This window comes from Mesorhizobium sp. P3_A8 (assembly GCF_056402995.1).
On the sequence record NZ_JBFUGI010000002.1, the window covers coordinates 69,161 to 88,097 of the forward strand.

Here is an 18,937-nt window from a genome sequence, read left to right on the forward strand (position 1 = left end):
ACCCCTATTATGCCTGCGTTTTGCCCGGCCCACACATTGACATCCAGGTTGTCAGCAAGCACTCAATGATCCGGGCTTGGTGCTCCCTTGGATTGATCGGTGGTTACACAATTTCGATCCCGGAGCGTGATCTGATGGACACGATACGTGACCATGTGGATCGGCATGCGGGACAGAATTCGCAATCGTCGGCCCTTGTGGCCGCACGACGTTCGCCTCTCACCTATGAGGGGCTAGGACGTCATATCCGTTATGTCGGTGAGCGGCTTGCAGCGGAAGGCGTCGAGACTTCGGATCGGGTGGCTTCGCTGCTGCCACCCGGCGCGGAAGCTGCCGTGGCGATCGTGGCGATCGCAGCCAATGCGGCATACACGCCCCTGAATCCAGCCTGGTCCGAGCATGAACTTGGTCAGCAGCTCAACGCCTTGCGAGCCAAGGTGCTGATCGTGCCGGATGGCTGGCGATCGCCGGTGCTTGCCGTGGCAGCGTCGCTGAACATGCGCATCCTGCGACTGCACGCAAAAGCTGACGCGGCAGCCGGGCTGTTCTCGCTGACTGGTGACGGCGGAGCCGACGATCAGCCCGCAGCAACACGGAAGAAGGCACCTGCGCCAGACGATATCGCCCTGCTGTTGTTCACCTCGGGTACGTCGGCGCAAGCCAAGCTGGTACCGCTGACTCATCGAAATCTCTGCGTCTCGGCCCGGAATATCCACACAGTGTTGGGCCTCACCCAGGCCGACCGCTGCCTGGGTGTAATGCCATTGTTCCACATCCATGGCATCAGCGGCCTTCTGGCATCACTGGTTTCAGGCGGCAGCTACATCAGCATGGAGGGCTTCTCGGCCGACGCCTTTTTCGGCAATCTCGAGGAGTTCAGACCGAGCTGGTATTCGGCTTCACCGACCGTTCATCGGACTGTCCTCGATCAGATCCATCTCCATGCAGGAGATCCGCGCCAGAGCAGCTTGCGCTTCATTCGCTCGGCTTCGGCGCCAATGCCGGCACAGCTGATCCTGGATGTCGAAACCGCGTTTGGCGTGCCGTTCGTCGAAGCGTATGGCATGACCGAAGCAGGGCCGCAGATTGCGAGCAATCGGCTTCCGCCGTTCCAACGCAAACCTGGCTCCGTTGGCAAAGCCGCGGGTCCCGACATTGCCATCATGGATGAGAGCGGGGCGGTCCTGGCCGCCGGCGAGAATGGCGAAGTGGCCATTCGCGGGCCTGGCGTCATGCATGGCTATGATGGAGACCCCTCGGCCAACCAGACAGCCTTTGCCGATGGATGGCTGCGGACAGGCGACCGTGGCCATCTCGATGCCGACGGCTACCTGTTCATCTCCGGCCGCCTGAAGGACATCATCAATCGCGGTGGTGAGAAAATTGCGCCGGCGCTGGTGGAGCAGGTGCTGCTGCAACATCCGTCGATCGACCAAGCGGTCGTTTTCGGCATTGAGCACACGATGCTTGGCGAGACCGTAGCTGCTGCAATCGTTCTCAAGCCGGGCCACGAGAACGCTTCGGCCCGGCAAATCCGCAGCTTCGTCGCGGAGCGGCTGGCGCGCTCGAAAGTGCCACAGCGGATCGTGGTTGTGGATGCGATCCCCGGCGCTGCCGGCGGGAAGCTCAATCGCGGCCACCTGGCCGCGATGCTCGCTGGGAAAGAAGACGATACTGGACGCGATCTGCAGGAGACCGCCAACGCGGCTGCCCGAACCGCCACCCAACGCCGGGTAGCGGCGGTTTTTTCCGAGGTGTTGGGAATCGAAGCTCTTGGCATTTATGACGATTTCTTCGACCTTGGCGGCCATTCACTGACAGCCATGCAGGTGCTCGGCCGGCTGCACCGGATATTCCAGATCAAATTGCCGATCGATTGCCTGTTCGTAAACACTACCGTCGCCAGGCTTTCGCAGCGCATCGGCGAAGCGATGGCCGATCTGGTGGCGGATGGCAAAGGGCGGCTGGAACAAGAGACGAGCCAGGCACCAGACGCCAAGCCACCAGCCATTTCCCGTCACCAGGACGACGCGCCTCGACCGCTCTCGTCATCACAGCAGCGGGTCTATTTCCTGGACCGGATGGGGGCCGGTGGCGCCTACAACATGTCAGTCCCGCTGCGGCTGAAGGGCGAGCTCGACGAACACGCCTTAACGTTGGCCCTCGATGAAATTCGCAGGCGCCATCAGATCTTGCGCACGACTTTTCACATGCGTGGCAGCTTGCCGGTGCAACTGGTTTCCGACTTTGAGGCAACCAGACTGGCTGTGACCGATCTGACCTCGCACCCGGCAGGAGAGAGCCTGGCCGATGCAATGCACATCGCCAGTCAAGAGGCAGCCGAACCATTCGATCTGGAGCAAGGCCCACTGTTCCGCGCCAGGTTGATCCGGCTGGCGACCGACGACCACATGCTGCTTTTGACGATCCACCACATCGTGTTCGACGGCTGGTCGACCAGTATCCTGCACACCGAGCTGAAGCAGCTCTATCAAGCCTTTCACGACAACAGACCTTCGCCATTGGACGACCTGCCGTTTCAATATGGCGACTATGCCGCCTGGCAACAGCAGCGTGTCGAAACTGCCGAGGCCGGTCAGCAGACAGCCTACTGGATCGATCAGCTGTCCGCTCTTCCTCCCCTCTTCACGCTGCCCGCCGATCGGCGGAGGCCTGCCAACCAATCCTTCCGGGGCGCCACGCTGGATGCCACGATTGACCGCCAGACCACGGATCGGCTGAAGGCGCTCAGTCGAAGCCGAAACGTGACCCTGTTCATGACTGTGCTGGCCGCCTTCAAGACATTGCTGTTCCGCTACAACGGGCAAGACGATTGCGTCGTCGGTACACCGCTTGCAAACCGCCCCAGCAAGGACCTTGAGAGACTGATCGGGTTCTTCGCCGATACGCTGGTTCTGCGGACATCGCTTGGCGGTGATCCGTCCTTTGCCGATTTGCTCAGCCGTGTCCGGAAGACAGCGCTTGACGCGTACGCGCATCAGAACGTCTCGCTCGAGCACATTGTGGAGCGGCTGAAGCTGCCGCGAGATCCCAGCTATACGCCGTTGTTCCAGGTCATGTTCGCATTCCAGAACATGCCGGAGCTGACGGAACAGCCGGCGGGACCATCCTTCGACGTTGCACAAGGGCTGACTGCCCGGCCCGTGCGCACCGACAAGGTAACCGCCAAGTTCGACCTCACCCTGTATCTGTCGGAAACTCCCGAAGGGATGTCGGCCACCTGGCAGTTCAATGCCGATCTGTACGAGTTGACGGCCATAGAGCAGCTGGCACGACACTTCCAGACCTTGCTTGAAGGCATTTCGGCCGACGCCGATCAAAAGCTGTCGGAGCTCGCGCTTTTGTCGGAGATCGACCGAGATCAGATCGTGACCGGATGGAACGCCACCGAAGCTCCCGAACTCCTGGGGCAAAACTACGTCGAGCTGTTCGAAGCGCAGGTCGAACGGACGCCCGACGCCGTGGCTGTTCTGACCCATGACGGGCAGTTGACGTTTCGTGAGCTCAATCAGCGTGCCAACAGGCTGGGGCGATATTTCCGCCGGCAGGGCGTCGTCCAAGACACGCTGGTGGGCATCTGCCTGCCACGATCGGCTGACATGCTTGCGGTGATGCTTGGTGCGTGGAAAGCCGGCGGCGCATTCCTGCCCCTCGACCCGCACCATCCGCCCGAACGCATTGGCTTCATGCTACGCGATGCCGGCGTGATACGGCTCGTGACCACGACATCGCTGTTGACGAGAGTGCGGGACGTGTCCGCGGCGACCGAGATCATTTGCATCGACACTTGCGAGGCATCCCTCGTCCAAGAAGACGAAAGCAATCCAGCGGTTGTTACCGAACCGGATGCTCTCGCCTATGTGCTCTATACGTCGGGCTCCAGCGGCGCGCCCAAGGGCGCGATGATCACCCACGCAAATGTCGGCCACTACGCGCAAACAATGGCTCTCGCGCTGGGGGTGCGTGCGGACGATATCTACCTGCACACCGCGTCGTTTTCATTCTCGTCTTCGATACGGCAGTTTGCCGTTCCGCTCTCGTGTGGCGCGGCGGTATCGATCGCCTCAATTGAAGAAATCCGTGATCCTCGATCGCTTTTCGAAACGGTGCGCCAACAGCGCGTCTCGATCCTGGATTTTGTTCCATCCTTCTCGGCGGGTTGCCTGCAGGCGTTGATGTCGCTCGATCACGCCAAACGCGCAGATCTGCTCGACAATCAGGTCCGGCTCATGCTTTCAGCAAGTGAGCCCTTACCCAGTGCCCTGATCGAAAAATGGCGGTGTCTGTGCCGGCCGCAGGTGACATTCATCAACATGTTCGGCCAGACGGAAACGACAGGGATCGTCACCGTTCATCCAATTGCAGCGAGCGATGATCCAGTGGCAATCGTGCCTATTGGTAAGCCGATCGCCAATACGCAAATCTATGTTCTGGATGCGTTACACCGACCCGTTCCGGCCGGCATCGGCGGCGAATTGTATGTCGGTGGTGCCGGCATAGGGCGCGGCTACATCAACGATCCCGAGCGCACGGCAAGCAACTTCATCCGAAATCCATTCCGCTTCGATCGAGGTGAGTGGCTTCAGCGAACCGGAGATCTGGCCCGTTATCGGCCCGATGGGACAATCGAGATCCTGGGCCGCGTCGACCATCAAATCAAGATTCGTGGCTTCCGCATCGAGCCGGGCGAGATCGAGGCCGCGCTTCTTCTGCATCCTGAGGTTCGCGAATGTGTCGTCGGCGTCACGGCCGATGCCTCCGAGGATGCTACCGACGAACACAAACGCCTGGTGGCTTTCGTTGCCGCCAACGAACCAGGTACAACCGAAACACCAGCGTTTTCTCGGCAGTTGCGCGAGTTTCTGAAGCAAAAATTACCGGACTACATGCTGCCGCAGCGCATCATGATGCTGCAGCATCTGCCCCGCTCGCCGAACGGAAAGATCGACCGCGGGGCTTTGCTGGCAAGACAGCCAAATGTGCCGAGACAGTCTAATGTCGTGACGCTTCCGTTCAATCGGGCAGAGGCCCCCGTTCAGGCCGCGGCCGAAACCGTGCTGACAAAGATCTGGAAAACCGTTCTGCAGTTGGACGATGTCGGCCCTCACGACAATTTCTTCGACCTCGGCGGCAACTCGATGTTGAGCATCAGCATCGTCGTCGAAGCCGGCAAGGCCGGTATGGACGTCGACCTGCGTCAACTCTACCAGCATCAGACGATCCGTGAACTGGCGTGTGCCCTGGCGGGGGTGAAGCAAGGCCAGATCGCCAGTGCAGCGACCTCCCCCGCCAAATCGACCACCTTGGTGACCATCGAAAGCCTTCGTGCCTATGGCCGCGAGGCGCTGACACGGGCGGGGCTGGATCTCAAGGGTGCCGAAATCGTCACCGATGTGCAACTTGAAGCCAGTCTGCGTGGTCAGCCAACGCATGACATGGTGAGTATCCCGCGTTACGCCTCAAGGGTTGCTTCGGGCAAGCTCAACCCTTGCCCGCAGATCAAGGTCGAGCATGAGAGCGACACCATCGCGCGGATCGACGGCGACAATGGACCGGGCCAGTGGGTCAGCACCGTGGCAATGGACCTCGCCATCCAGAAGGCACACAACCATGGTGTCGGCATCGTCAGTGTGCGCTGTTCCAACCATTTCGGCGCCGCCGGCCACTATGTCTGGCAGGCAGCCACCAAGGGTCTGGTCGGTCTCTGCACAACAAATGGACCGTTGATACTGGCGCCGACGGGTGGCGTAACGCCTACATTCGGCAACAATCCGCTCGGTGTCGGCATTCCGGCGGACCGGTATTTTCCCATCCTGCTCGACGTCGCCATGAGCGTTGCACCACGCGGCAAGATCGGGCTGTCGGTCGCCGAGGGCAATCCGTTGCCGGCGGGTTGGATCCTCGACAGTAACGGACGCCCCTCGACCGATCTTGGCGATCTCGCCGCCGGGCTGGGCGTGCCTATCGGCGGCCATAAAGGGTACGGCCTTGCGCTGGTGATGGAAGTGCTTGCCGGCGTGCTCAGCGGCGCCGGTTTCGGCAACGACCACCATCGGGACAGGCTGCACGATGGTTCGGCGGCGCCGGACTATGGCCATTTCTTCATGGCGCTCGACCCGCAACGGTTCATGGCGACAGCTGACTTCACGGCGCGCGTCGACAGGCTGATCGAGCAGACCAAGAACAGCGAACGCGCCGCCGATACCGACGAAATCCTGATCCCCGGCGAGATGGAATTGCGCAACCGTCAGCGCAGCCTGAAGGAAGGGGTGCGGCTCCGCTCGTCCACCTACAGGGCGCTCGTCAGCTATGGGCGCAAGGCAGGCCTGAAAACCGAACTGGATGTCGTGATGGAAAGCCGGCTTGCCGAAAGCCATGGCTAGAAAACAAGACGCAACCGCATTCGGTCGTGACGAACTTAATCACGGCATCCCGACGCGTTTCGCAAAGATCGCGCGCGCATGCGGCTCGCGGGTCGCGATCGGCGGCGGCAAGCAACAATGGACCTACAGCGAGCTTGACCGGCGCACCAACCAGGTGGCTCGAGCAATCTTGGCGAACACACCAACCGGGGACGGATGCGTGGCCTATCTGGTCGATCACTCGCCTGATATGATCATCTGTGCACTTGCGGCACTCAAGGCAGCCAAGGCTTTCCTTTGCATCCATCCTGGAACGCCGGCTGCCGCCCAGCGGGACATCATTCGCGATGCAGCACCGGATTTGATGCTGACCAACGCGTTGTGGGCACAAGCTGCACATGACCTTGTCGGTGACAAAAATCAGGTTCTTCGGCTAGACGCCATCGGCGCTGACTATTCCGCGGATGCCCTGCATGTCGCGGTCAAGCCCGGCGACCCGGCCGCGATCTTCTACACTTCGGGAAGCACCGGCCAGCCGAAGGGGGTGGTGAAAAGCCATCGGATGGTGCTGCATCGGGCCTCGCTCTGCGCGCAAGACGACCAGGTGACGCCGGCAGACCGGCAGTCCCTTCTGACATATTGCAGTTTCGCTTCGTCGGAAGCAGACCTTTTCGGGGCGCTTCTGAACGGCGCGGCGCTGGAACTCTACGATGTCGGATCGCGTGGTCTGGGTGACATGGGCGCGTGGATCGATGAGCGCAGCATCACCCTTCTGCACCCGCCCGTCATGCTGTTTCGCAAGTATCTGGACATGATCGAAGGCTCGGGCCTGCATCCATCCATCAGGCTGGTGGCGCTTGCCGGCCAAACGGTCATTGCTTCGGATCTCGAGCGGTGGCGCCGCCACTTCGCAGTGTCCTGCGCACTGCGCCATCGGTTTTCCTCCACCGAGGCCGGTCACATTGCCGTCGCATCGGTGGCTGGAGGTGAAACACTTCCCCCAGACACAGTGCCGCCGCCCCGCCCGGTGACCGACAAGTTCCTTATGGTCGTCGATGAGGATGGACGAGAGGTCGACGAGGGCAGCATGGGAGAACTCGTCGTGCGCAGCGCGTTTCTGGCGGATGGCTACTGGCGACAGCCATCCGAAACGGCAAAGCGTTTCCGCCCGGCGACCGACTTTCCCGGCCAGCACCTTTTCTACACCGGCGACATGGGACGTCTGTCTGACGACGGCAGTTTCGAATTCCTGGGGCGACGCGATGATCAAGTCAAAATTCGCGGCTATCGCGTCGAGATAAGCGAGATCGAAAAGGCCTTTATGGCTCTTGCGACAGTGAGGGAAGCCGTTGTCGTCACCGAGCTTCGCCAGGACGCGCACTACCTCGCGGCGTTCGTCGTCATGAAGGAGAATACATCCTTTCAGCCTGACGTTCTGAGGGCCGGGTTGCGGTCGATCTTGCCGTCATGGAAGATTCCGGCCCGAATCCATGAGATTCAGTCGCTGCCGCTGACCGCGACCGGCAAGCCGGACAAGTCTTGGCTGCAACAGCGCCTGCAAGAACTGAAGCCGCGCGACGGATCTATCGAAAACAACCAGCCCATGCGATCGCCTGATGCCAAAGCAGACGAGCGGGCTGCGGAACCCAGCAAGATGTGGCGTCGGCTTTTCAGTCGCAACAGATGACACTGGGAAAGCCCGAATGGCCATACCGCCGCCTGTATAGCGTCGCCTTGCGATCAGGCTTTCGTCCCGATTTCGAATCGAAATATGCTGTGCAGGTGTCCAGCCGAAGGGCGACGTTAGGGCAAACATTTTTGCAGAGGTCCGCCCGACGGCACCGTGCAACTGACGCACAATCTCCACGCAAGGGAGTCCCCGGATGCTGACTGCCGACCAAGCACTGGGCATGATCGGGACGCTCGATATTGCCGTTTTCCAGGTCGAAACTCAGAGTACGGTCAATGACCGGGCCAGTTTTCTCCGGGTGCAGAACTTGGCCCGATCCGTTCTCGGCCGCTACGTCTACCTTGAGGTCGGCTCGCATGTCGGCGGAAGCCTGTTGCCGCATCTGATCGATCCGGCCTGTGAGGCGGCGGTTTCGGTCGATCCACGGCCCGCGGCGCTGCCGGACGAACGCGCCGAGTTTATCCGCTATCCCCAGAACTCAACGGCCCGGATGATCGCGGTGCTGTCGGAACGGCTGCCTCGCTCCGCAATGGCAAAACTGACCACGATCGAGAGCGACGTCTCCGCATTGGCTCCTGGGGCGGTCGAACTCAAGGCTACGCTCGCGTTTATCGATGGAGTGCATACAAATCGAGCCTGCTTTTCGGACTTTATCGGCGTCCTGGCGCTTACACAGCCGGACTGCATCGTTTGCTTCCACGACGCCAATCTGATCGCGGACGCGATCTTCAATGCGGAGCGCTTCCTCGATCATCTCGGCGTCGCGCATGGGACCGTCTTCCTTCCAGACACCGTGGCCGTGATGGGCCTTGGCAGGCTCGCTCCCGCAGTCCAGGATGAACTCCAACCTCATGGATTGGACCGAGCGACTTACCTCGAGCGGTCGCAACGAGAATTATGGTCCCATATAGCCAAGGTGCATTTTCCGGAAATCCGTGCCGAAATGAAGCGCCTGCGCTCCGACAATTCCCGTTTGGTCGAGGAGATTGAGCGCATGCGAAAGTCAGGCCAGCTGAACGCCAAAATGTCCAGCATGACCCAGCGTGCTTCCGCCCGCATACGCAAGCAGATTGATCGGATCAAACGTCGCTTCGCGCGATGACGCCGTAGGCTGGCACTTATTTGGCCAGGCGGCTCGCTGCCAGGAAACCGCACCGCCCTGTCTAACACTCCGCCTCACTGTTACCATCGGTCCGAATTATGAGTTGGGAATCGCAACTCACTGGGCGGCTGGGCATGCGGATCAAGATCGTTGGAACCGGGCGCGCGGTGCCTGCGCTATGCTTGACATCGCGCGACCTCGACGAGCGGCTGAGACTTGGCCAAGGCCAGATCGAGGCCGCCACCGGTGTCATCGAGCGCTATGTCTGCGAGACCGAATCGCAGGTCGATCTGGCCTGCACGGCAGCGCGCCTGGCGCTGGCTGATGCCGGGATAGAGCCCGATGCGGTCGACCTCATCATCGGCGGATGTGGCGTGCCGTACCAGCCACTGCCTTCGACGGCGCCGCTGGTGATGCAGCGCCTGGGGCTGGCCGATGGCTCGGCCGCAGCTTTCGACGTCAACAGCACCTGCCTTGGCTTCCTCACCGCTTTCGAAACCGCCGCCCGGATGATTGAGGCCGGGCAAAGCGAAACCGCGCTGGTGTTTTCGGCGGAGATTGCCTCACGCGCCCTGCCCTGGAAAGAACAGCCTGAAATCGCCGCCCTGTTCGGCGACGGTGCGGCCGCCGCGGTGCTGCGCAAGGCGGCGCCCGGAGAGGGTAAGGTGCTGGCCAATCTCATGCGCACCTATCCATCGGCTTACGAGGCTTGTAGCATCGGGGCCGGCGGCACCCGCTTCGACTTCCACCACCAGCCGGAGGAGTTTTCCCGCCATGCGCTCTTTCACATGGACGGCAAGGAGCTGTTTCGGGTGACCGCGCGCCATTTCAATGGCTTCGTCGGCGAACTCCTGCAACGTGCCGGCTGGCGGCTTGAGGACGTCGACCTCGTCGTGCCGCACCAGGCGAGCCCGTTTGCGTTGGCGCACATGGCACGACAGACCGGGTTCGCGGCACAGAAGCTGGTCGACATCTCAGCGCGCTACGGCAACCAGATCGCGGCGTCCATTCCCTTCGCGCTCGATATTGCGCGCCGGCAAGGCCGCGTCATGCAGGGCACCAAGGTGCTCTTCCTCGGCACCTCGGCCGGCGTCTCCTTCGGCGGCATGGCGCTGGAGGCGTGATGGGACGCGTGCTCGTCACCGGCGCAAGCGGCTTTCTTGGCGGCCATGTCGTGGCGCGGCTGGCCGCCGCGGGCACGCCGGTGTTGGCGCAAGGCCGCGATATCAGGCGAAGCGCCGCACTCGAAGCCGCCGGCCATACGGTCATGCGTCGCGACCTGTCGCAGCCGTTTGATGCCAAATCCGGCGCCGGATTTGGCGAGATCGCTGCCATCGTCCATTGTGCAGCACTGTCTTCGCCCTTCGGCCGGCTCGCTGATTTCGAGGCCGCCAATGTCACGGCGACCCGCAATCTCGTCCATTTTGCACGGCAGCTGGGTGTGCAGCGTTTTGTCCAGATCTCCACCCCTTCGGTCTGTTTCGCTTTTCGCGACCAGCTCTGCGTCACCGAGAACGGCCCCTTGCCCGATCCGGTCAACCACTACGCCCGCACCAAGCGGCAAGGTGAAGACATCGTGCTGGCGGCGGCGGACATAGGGCCTGTCGTGCTCAGGCCACGCGGTATCTACGGAACAGGCGACCGAGCGCTGCTCCCACGCCTGCTGCAAGCAGCGCGGCGGCCGCTGCCGCTGTTTCGCGACGGCCAGGCGCGCATCGATCTCACCCATGTCGACGATGTCGTCGATGCGGTGTTCGCGGCGCTGGCGGCCGGCAGCGCCGCCGAAGGCCAGATATTCAACATCTCGGGCGGCGAAGTACTGGCCGTGCGCCACATTGCCGATAGTGCCTGCGCCCGCGCCGGGCTGAAAACGCGATGGCGAAAAACGCCGCTGGCACCAGCGATGCTGGCAGCGGGCGTGATGGAGGCTGTGGCGCTGCTTCTGCCCCGCCGGCCCGAACCGCCGGTCACCCGTTACGGCCTCGGCTTGTTCGCCTATGCCCAGAGCCTCAATATTTCCAAAGCCAGGCGGATCCTTGGCTGGACGCCGAAAGTGCCGTTCGAGGATGGGCTCGACCGCACGTTTGCCAGGGGGCGCGAAGCCTGGGGGACAGCTTGAAGATCGTCTTCGCCAACAGCGCCTGGGTCAGCGCCGCCGAACGACTGATCCTGCGCGGCGGCGGCTGGCAGAAAATCCGGCTGCGCGTGCGCTACGGGCTAATCCTCCATCCGCGGGCCGGCCCGGTGCTGATCGACACCGGCTATACGCCGCACGTGACCACCGGAGCCCGGCGTAGCGCCACGCTGCGCTTCTATGGCGCCGTGCTCGGGCCCGAACTCGTGGAGGCCGGGCAACCCATGTCTGTCCTGGCCCGCTTTGGCCTGGCACCACGCGATATCAGAACCGTCATCGTCACGCATTTTCACGCCGATCACATCTCGGGCCTGACACTGTTTCCCAATGCGCGTTACATCGCCAGCGATGCCGCCTGGTCGCGGCTGAAGGCGCGGACAGCCCGGCAAAACCTGCGGCATGGCGTCTTCACCGAGCTTTTTCCGGCGGATTTCGAGACAAGGCTCGACGGGCTGTCAGCGATGAGACAGATCCCGCCGCGCGGCGATATTCCCGGCGGAGCCGATCTGTTCGGCGACGGCAGCGTCATCGCCGTCGACCTGCCGGGCCATGCCGATGGCCAGTTCGGGCTCCTGTTTCCTGAAATGGATCGGCCGCTGCTCTATGCGGTCGACGTGCAGTGGCTGCTCAAGGCACTGGTCGAGAACCGGACGCCTGGCTTTCCTGCACGCCTGCTGGCCGAGGATTTCGCCGCCATCGATCGGACCAGCGCGGCGTTGCGCCGCTTTCTGGCAGCCGGCGGCGAAGTGATGTTCTGCCACGACCCAGGGCTGACACCATACGACCTGACACCGGAGGGTGGATGACCGGGCTCGGCGAAGCCATCCGCTCATTTGCCCTCACCTTGTGGGCATCACGCATGAGCCGCGAAAACTTCGAACGCTGGCAGGCGCGCGCCTTGCGGCGCTGGCTCGACCGCGACCTGCCGCTGGCGCCGTTCTATGGCGTGGCGCCACACCATCTCAGGGACCTTCCGGTGACCGACAAGGCATTGCTGATGGCCGATTTCGAGCGCTTCAACATTGCCGGTGTGTCGTCTGCGGACGCCTGGACGGCGGCGGCTGGTGACGGCCGTCTCGGCGCGCTGACGGTCGGCGCCAGCACAGGCACCTCGGGCAATCGTGGCCTTTTCGTCATCTGCGAAGCCGAGAAATACCGCTGGTTGGGGACAATCCTGGCGAAAGCCATTCCTGACCTGCTCTGGCGCCGGCAGCGCGTGGCGGTGATCCTGCCGCAAAACACCGGCCTTTATGACACCGCTCGCCAGTCGAGGCGCATCGACCTGCGCTTCTTCGACCTGACGCTCGGGCCGGAGCGTTGGCGGGCGGCCCTCGAGGCGTTCGCGCCGACGGTGGTCATCGGCCCACCCAAGATTCTGCGGCACTTTGCGATCGAACGCTTCCGGCTTTCGCCGCTGCGTGTGTTCAGCGCCGCCGAGACGCTCGATCCGGTCGATCGGCCTGTTATCGAAGTGTTCTTCGGGCGCCGGCTCGACCAGATTTATATGGCGACCGAGGGGTTGTTCGCTGTCACCTGCCGGCAAGGCAACCTGCATCTGGCCGAGGATTCCATCTTCTTCGAGTTCGAAACGGCTGGCGACGGCCTGGTGACGCCGCTGGTCACCGCCTTCCGCCGACAGACCCAGATCATGGCGCGCTACCGGATGAACGATCTGCTGCGCCTGTCGCCCACACCATGCCGATGCGGCTCGCCGTTGCGCGTGGTGGATGAAATCGTTGGCCGCATGGACGACGCCTTCCGTCTTGCTTCGGCGCAAGAGCCACTCCTGATCACGCCTGATATCCTGCGCAATGCCGTGCTGAAGGCGGACCGGCGCATCGACGACTTCCGGCTGATCCAGACCGCGCCCGAGACGGTCGAGTTGCACCTCAAGCCCGACCTGGCCGGGGATGCCGCACAGGCCGCACTAGAGGCGGTGCGAGGGCTGTTCGCTTCGCGCCAGGCAAGGGTCGCGGTCGAACCCGTGCGCTCGCCCTTGCCGCTGGAAACCGGCCGCAAGTTGCGCCGTGTCGAGTGCCGGCTTCCTGCCGGGGCCGTCAGGTGAGCCGGGTCGTGGCAGCAGCCGCCAGGCGGAGTTCGGAGCAAGCGGACCGGGTCGAGAACGACCTGCACAAGGTCGACGCTTTCGCACAATTGTTCAACGCCATGCCGGTGCGCGATCTCATCGCCAACCTGACCGTTCGCGTCGAGACTTGCGACATCGCCGGCCGAGCCTTTCCGCTGACGTTGAACGACGCCAGCGAGGCGCCGAACTGCTACATCTGCTGCCCGTCCAGCGCCTATATCGACTATGCGATCGACGAGACCCGCAATTTCGCTGCAAAGCCCTGGCTGCAAAAAACAATCCGGATGCTTATCGGCCTATGTGGCCCGCTGGTGAAGGCAAGTGGCCTCGATCATCAGGTTCAGGTCAACAACTGGCTCTATTCGACCAATCCGGTGCCGCTGCTCGACCGCGGCTCGATCGCGGCGATGCGCACGGATCTGACCAGCCGGTTTCCCGACCGCGCCATCGTCATCCGCTCGCTCAACGACATCGCCGATCCCTCGACCATCGCGTCACTCAAAGCGGAGGGATTTCACATGCTCGCTGCACGTCAGGTCTACATCTTCGCCGACCGCAGTTCAGCACCGCCGATGACACGCGACATGAAGCGCGACCGTTCCCGGCTGCGCGCGACATCGTTGCGTATCGCCGGCAATGACGATTTCACGCAGGCCGATTATGTCAGGAGTGAAGAGCTCTACGGCATGCTCTACATCCAAAAATACACGCCACTCAATCCGCACTACACGGCCCGCTATATCGGTGAAATGCACCGGCGCGGCATCTTGCGGCTTGCCGGCTTGCGAGACGAAGCTGGGCAACTGGTTGCCGTCACCGGCCTGTTCGAAAACGGCGGAACGCTGACGCAGCCGATCGTCGGCTACGACACCAGCCTGCCGATCAGCGACGGCCTCTACCGGATGGCGATGGCAATGGCGCAGGACCACGCCACGGCACGCGGCCTGTTCTTCAACATGAGCGCCGGGGCGGCCGATTTCAAACGCCGTCGCGGCGCCGTGCCGGCGATCGAGTACAACGCCTGCTATGTCGGGCATCTGCCACGCCGCCAACGCCTCGCGGTGTGGACAATGGCGCGGGTCCTGGCACTGGTCGGGATACCGCTGCTGCGGAGATTCGAACTTTGAATAAGGCCGCGCGAAAGGATTTTTGGCAGGCTGTGGCGCTTTCAGCCGATGTCGGCGCCAGACCGAGGCGCATCCTGTTCGAAGGCTCGCCGGTGGTGCTGTTCCGTTCCGACAAGGGCATCGCGGCACTTTTTGACCGCTGCGTTCACCGGCTGGTCGAACTGTCGACCGGCAAGGTCGTCAATGGCGAGATCGAGTGCCCCTACCATGGCTGGCGCTATGACGGCGAAGGCCTCTGCACCGCCATTCCTGGCCATGTCGGCGAGATGCCGCGCTACCGGGTGCGACGCTACGGCGCGATCGAGCGTGATGGCATCGTCTTCGTCTCGGCGGGCACGCCAGAGGCGGAGCCATATCTCCACTGCATGCAGGGCCAGGACGTGCTTGTACGGCGCGTGCGTTCCTCGACGCAATCGACGGTGCTCGACGCGGCCGAGAACATCCTCGACGCAACCCACACGCATTTCACCCATAAAGGCCTGCTGCGGGGGTTGAGCGCTAGGCGCCATCTTGTGCGTGTCGACGTGACCGGCGGCGAAGGCTGGGTCGAGGCTTGCTATACCGGCGAGGAGCGGCAGCAGGGCCTGATCAGCCGGCTGCTGGAAGGTGAACGCACAAAAACCATCGGCCGTTTCCGCCATCCAGGCATCGCCGAACTGGAATATTGGGGCAAGGACGGGCTGGCGCTGGCGACGACGTTCCATCTGCGCCAAGCGGATGAAAACATGGTCGAGGGGGTCGGCTGGCTCATCGGCCCGCGTCAGGGCCTGCTCGGCCACCTCAAGGCGCTCGCCTTCAAACCGCTGTTCAACATCGCCTTGGCACAGGACCGCAAGGTGCTGAAATCGGCTAGCGACAATGCACGCCACGCTCCCCTTGCCTCGCCGGCGATCGGCCCGCTGGATTTCCTGCGCCGCGACATGGCGGCCATCATAGCAGGCGAAATGCCACCGGCAGCGGCAACGCCACGCGTGTATCAGATCGAGCTTTGAAGCGGCCCGTTCCATTCGATGTCGCGCGTCGAGGCGGCTTGCAGACTGATGCGCTGGCGCAGCGCATTGCTCGCGATCTCGGCAAGCGCCCACCATTGCGCCCGTTTGGGCGCAGGATCGTTCGGCCAGTCGAGCAATTCGTCCGCATCACGCATCGCCTGACGGAAGCTCCCGATCCGGCCTGACCGAAGAGCTGACGGCAGGCCATAGACCCACATGGCCAGTCGCACCGTCTGCGGTCTGCCGACATCGGGCCTCACTTCAGCGCCTTCGCATAACGCAGCCGTGAAGGCTTCCGGATCGCGGAAGAAGTGCAGGCCGCTGACGGCGCGCGGATTGCACTCCAGCGGCAGCACCGTGCCGTCGCTTTCCCGCATCAGGTCGAAGGAAATCTGGCCGGTCCAGCCGGTGCCGGCAACGAACGTTTCGACGAAATGGCGAGCAGCGGCATCATCGACCTGTTCGAACCAGATGCCGGCGCCCTTGCCGGCGCGGTAGCGCGAACGATAGAGCGCCAATGCCTTGAGCTTGCCGTCATGCGCCAGCGCATAGGCGCTGATCTCTTCGCCGACGACGAAACGTTGCGCCACCCACGGCGCCGGTGCCGAAGGGCTGATGGCATCGAGGGCGGAAGGCGGCGGCCGCAGCAACACATGACTGGCAAAACGCGACCAGACCGGCTTGAACACCAGCTCGCGCGAACGGCCGCGAACGGCCTCGATATCGTCGTCGGATCGCAGCAGCGTCGTTTCCGGCACGGCAAGGCCAAAACTTTGCGCCAAGCCGATGAACGCGTGCTTGTCATGAACCCGGGTCAGCAACTCCATGTCCGGCGCGAGCAGACGAGCCGGCATGGCCCGGTCTCGCCACAGTGCGCCGAGGTAGAAGATTTCTTCGCAGGTCGGGATGACCAGTTGCACCGCCTCGGTGCGAACAAGGTCCGCCACCGCCTGGAAATAAGCCAGCGGCGCAAAACGCGGCGGCGGCAGACGATGATAGGAAGCGCAGGCGGCGCTCGCCGCGGCAATCGGACGTGCGGGGCTGTCGGCCAGGATCACCCTCAGGCCGGCGCCATCCAGCAGCCGCGCCAGATGCAACGCCACCGGCGCCCGTGCGCCTGTGATCAGCACCGTGCGCATCAGAGCAGGATCAGGGCCACAGGCATTGGCCGCCCCAAGATTCAGTCCAAACCGCGCTTGCCGCGCTTGAGCCTGGTGGCGCCGGAGCGCGCCTCCAGTGCTTTTTCCACCTGCCGCTTAAGCTCGTCCTTGATGTCGGCCGTGTCGGCCATCAAGGCATCGATCTTCAGGAAATCGAGCACGCGGTATTTCGACACTGCCGGGCGGACCAGGATATCGGGTTGGCACTGTTTGAGCTTGTTGGCGATGATCGACTGCATCATCAGCTGGGTGGCGCCGAACATCAGGTCGACGGAGGTCGGCTGCTTGCGGTCGACTTCTTCCGGCGCCCCGACCACGTCGACGCCGATGATGATGTCGGCGTCGTTCTCTATGAGATCAAACGGCACGGGGTTGTAGATGCCGCCGTCGATCAACAGACGGCCGTCGCGCGTCACCGGGCGGAAGACGGCGGGAATGGCCGCCGAGGCGGCTAGCGCGGAGTGCAGATCGCCTTCGTCGAAGACAGCGAGCTTGTGGCCGAAATAGTCGGTCGCGGTCACCTTCAGCGGAATTTTCAGCGCAGCGAAGGTTTCGGGAATGGCCTCGGGCAGAAAGGCCTTCAGGATGCGCTCGACATTGAACTGGCTGACCCGGATGCCGTTCTGCATGGCTTCGGCGATCGTTCCCGGCCGTGCGCGCCACATGCGGCTTGCCACCTCGGCGCGGCGGCCGAGGATCGAGCGGGCATAGTCGTGGATATCCCTGCCGGTCATGCCGGCGGCCATGCCGGCGCCCATGATGGCGCCGATCGACGAGCCGGCGATCGCCACCGGCTTGATGCCGAGCTCGTCCAGCGCCTCGATGACATGGATGTGCGCCAGGCCGCGCGCGCCGCCGCCGCCGAAGGCTATGCCGAAGGTCGGGCTCATCCCTTGCCGGCCCCGGCCAGCGGCGGTCCGACCACCATGATGGTCGGCTCGGCCGTCAGCAGCTTCTTCGCCGCCGCCTTGACCTGGTCGAGTGTCACCGCGTTGATGTAGCCGGCGCGGCGCTGCATGTAGTCGATGCCGAGATCGTCGATCTGCAATTCGACCAGCGTCGCGGCGATGGAGCTCGAAGAGTCCAGATTGCTGATGGCATAAGCGCCGATCAGGTATTTCTTGGTTGCTGCCAGCTCGGCCTCGGTCGGGCCGTCCTGCGCCAGTTGCTTGACGACATCGCGCACGATGCCGAGCGTCTCGGCCGCGCGGTCGGAACGCGTGCCGGTGGTGACGATCAGCGCGTCGGCATGGTCCTGGTTGACCAATGAGGAATTGACGCCATAGGCCAGCCCGCGCTTTTCGCGAACCTCCTGGAACAGGCGCGAGGTGAAGGTGCCACCGCCGAGGATCTCGTTCATCAGCACGGCGGGGAAGAAATCCGCCGATTTGCGCTTCACGCCCGGCCAGGCGAGCTGCAGCGAGGTCTGCGGCAGGTCGTAATTGACCTCGAGATGCTGCGCCAGCTTCGGCTCGACATCGGCGACCGGGGCGAGCGCCTGGCTCTGCGGCAGGTCGCCGAACACCATGTCCAGCTTCTTCTTCAGCGTCTCGGCGTCGATGGCGCCGACCACGGCGATATGCAGGCCGCTGCGTGCGAACACCGCCTTGTGCAGGGCCTTCAGATCGTCCTGCGTGATGGCGGCGACGCTCTGCCTGGTGCCCTGGTCGGAGCGCGAATAGGGGTGGTCGCCATAGATGGCGCGCGCCCATTTGCTCTGCGCCACCGTATCGGGATCGTTCTCGTTGGCGATGATGCCGGACAGGATCTGGGCGCGGATGCGGTCGATCGGCGCCTGGTCGAAGCGCGGCTCGTTGACCGCCAGCCGCAACAGCTCGAACGCCTCGTCGCGCTGTTCGGCCAGCATGCGCATGGAGCCGTAGATGCCGTCGCGGCTCTCTTCGAAGCCCATCTCGGCGCCGGCATCGTCGAGCCTGATCTGGAAGGCTTCCGAATCGAGAGTGCCAGCGCCCTCGTCGAAGAGGCCGGTCATCAGATTGGCCAGGCCTTCCTTGCCCACCGGATCCTGCGTCGAGCCGCCGCCGAAGACGAAACGGACGGCGACGATCGGGACCGAATAATCCTCCACCAGCCAGGCGGTGACGCCCTTCGACGAGGTGACGGACTGGATGTCCATGGCGCGGGCGGCAAGTGCGGGCAGGATCAGAAAGAGGATGGAGAGGAAGAGGGTTGCCAGTGCGGCGCGCGTTCTTCCTTCTCCCCTTGTGGAAGAATGGAAAGAGCCGCAGTGCGAGTTCGTCAT

The 18,937-nt window shown here is 63.1% G+C and carries 12 protein-coding genes; 9 read left to right on the plus strand and 3 right to left on the minus strand.

The window, feature by feature from the left end; genetic code table 11:
* The first annotated feature begins 134 nt into the window (after positions 1 to 134).
* From AC1DX4_RS04425 to AC1DX4_RS04465, 9 genes are all read left to right on the plus strand, one after another.
* Positions 135 to 6,404, plus strand: a complete 6,270-nt coding sequence (locus AC1DX4_RS04425; RefSeq protein ID WP_477219177.1) for an amino acid adenylation domain-containing protein — start codon at positions 135 to 137, stop codon at positions 6,402 to 6,404.
* Complete coding sequence (locus AC1DX4_RS04430; protein WP_477219178.1) at positions 6,385 to 8,070, plus strand: AMP-binding protein; 1,686 nt, start codon at positions 6,385 to 6,387, stop codon at positions 8,068 to 8,070. Before AC1DX4_RS04425 ends, AC1DX4_RS04430 begins: the two co-directional genes overlap by 20 nt.
* Positions 8,071 to 8,266: 196 nt before the next feature.
* Positions 8,267 to 9,175, plus strand: a complete 909-nt coding sequence (locus tag AC1DX4_RS04435; protein WP_477219179.1) for a class I SAM-dependent methyltransferase — start codon at positions 8,267 to 8,269, stop codon at positions 9,173 to 9,175.
* Positions 9,176 to 9,309: 134 nt separating this feature from the next.
* Positions 9,310 to 10,299: a 3-oxoacyl-ACP synthase III family protein gene (locus tag AC1DX4_RS04440; RefSeq protein WP_477219180.1), complete on the plus strand. Its 990-nt coding sequence runs from the start codon at positions 9,310 to 9,312 to the stop codon at positions 10,297 to 10,299.
* Entirely contained in the window at positions 10,299 to 11,294 is a 996-nt protein-coding gene (locus AC1DX4_RS04445; protein ID WP_477219181.1) for an NAD-dependent epimerase/dehydratase family protein, read from the plus strand. The genes AC1DX4_RS04440 and AC1DX4_RS04445 overlap by 1 nt, the downstream gene beginning before the upstream one ends.
* Positions 11,291 to 12,115: an MBL fold metallo-hydrolase gene (locus AC1DX4_RS04450; RefSeq protein ID WP_477219182.1), complete on the plus strand. Its 825-nt coding sequence runs from the start codon at positions 11,291 to 11,293 to the stop codon at positions 12,113 to 12,115. Before AC1DX4_RS04445 ends, AC1DX4_RS04450 begins: the two co-directional genes overlap by 4 nt.
* Positions 12,116 to 12,168: 53 nt before the next feature.
* Positions 12,169 to 13,374: a F390 synthetase-related protein gene (locus AC1DX4_RS04455; RefSeq protein WP_477219183.1), complete on the plus strand. Its 1,206-nt coding sequence runs from the start codon at positions 12,169 to 12,171 to the stop codon at positions 13,372 to 13,374.
* Positions 13,371 to 14,522, plus strand: a complete 1,152-nt coding sequence (locus AC1DX4_RS04460) for a GNAT family N-acetyltransferase (protein WP_477219184.1) — start codon at positions 13,371 to 13,373, stop codon at positions 14,520 to 14,522. Before AC1DX4_RS04455 ends, AC1DX4_RS04460 begins: the two co-directional genes overlap by 4 nt.
* Positions 14,523 to 14,554: 32 nt before the next feature.
* On the plus strand, positions 14,555 to 15,514 hold the full coding sequence (locus tag AC1DX4_RS04465) for a Rieske 2Fe-2S domain-containing protein (RefSeq protein ID WP_477219185.1): 960 nt from the start codon (positions 14,555 to 14,557) through the stop codon (positions 15,512 to 15,514).
* On the opposite strand, the gene AC1DX4_RS04470 is transcribed toward AC1DX4_RS04465, so the two are convergent.
* From AC1DX4_RS04470 to AC1DX4_RS04480, 3 genes are read right to left on the minus strand one after another with little or no spacing between them, the layout of a single operon-like run.
* On the minus strand, positions 15,499 to 16,653 hold the full coding sequence (locus AC1DX4_RS04470; RefSeq protein WP_477219186.1) for an ATP-grasp domain-containing protein: 1,155 nt from the start codon (positions 16,651 to 16,653) through the stop codon (positions 15,499 to 15,501). The two genes, AC1DX4_RS04465 and AC1DX4_RS04470, sit on opposite strands and share 16 nt — an antisense overlap.
* Positions 16,654 to 16,694: 41 nt before the next feature.
* Complete coding sequence (locus tag AC1DX4_RS04475; RefSeq protein WP_477219187.1) at positions 16,695 to 17,564, minus strand: patatin-like phospholipase family protein; 870 nt, start codon at positions 17,562 to 17,564, stop codon at positions 16,695 to 16,697.
* A complete protein-coding gene (locus AC1DX4_RS04480) occupies positions 17,561 to 18,937 on the minus strand; it encodes a M16 family metallopeptidase (RefSeq protein ID WP_477219188.1) in 1,377 nt (458 codons plus the stop codon). Before AC1DX4_RS04480 ends, AC1DX4_RS04475 begins: the two co-directional genes overlap by 4 nt.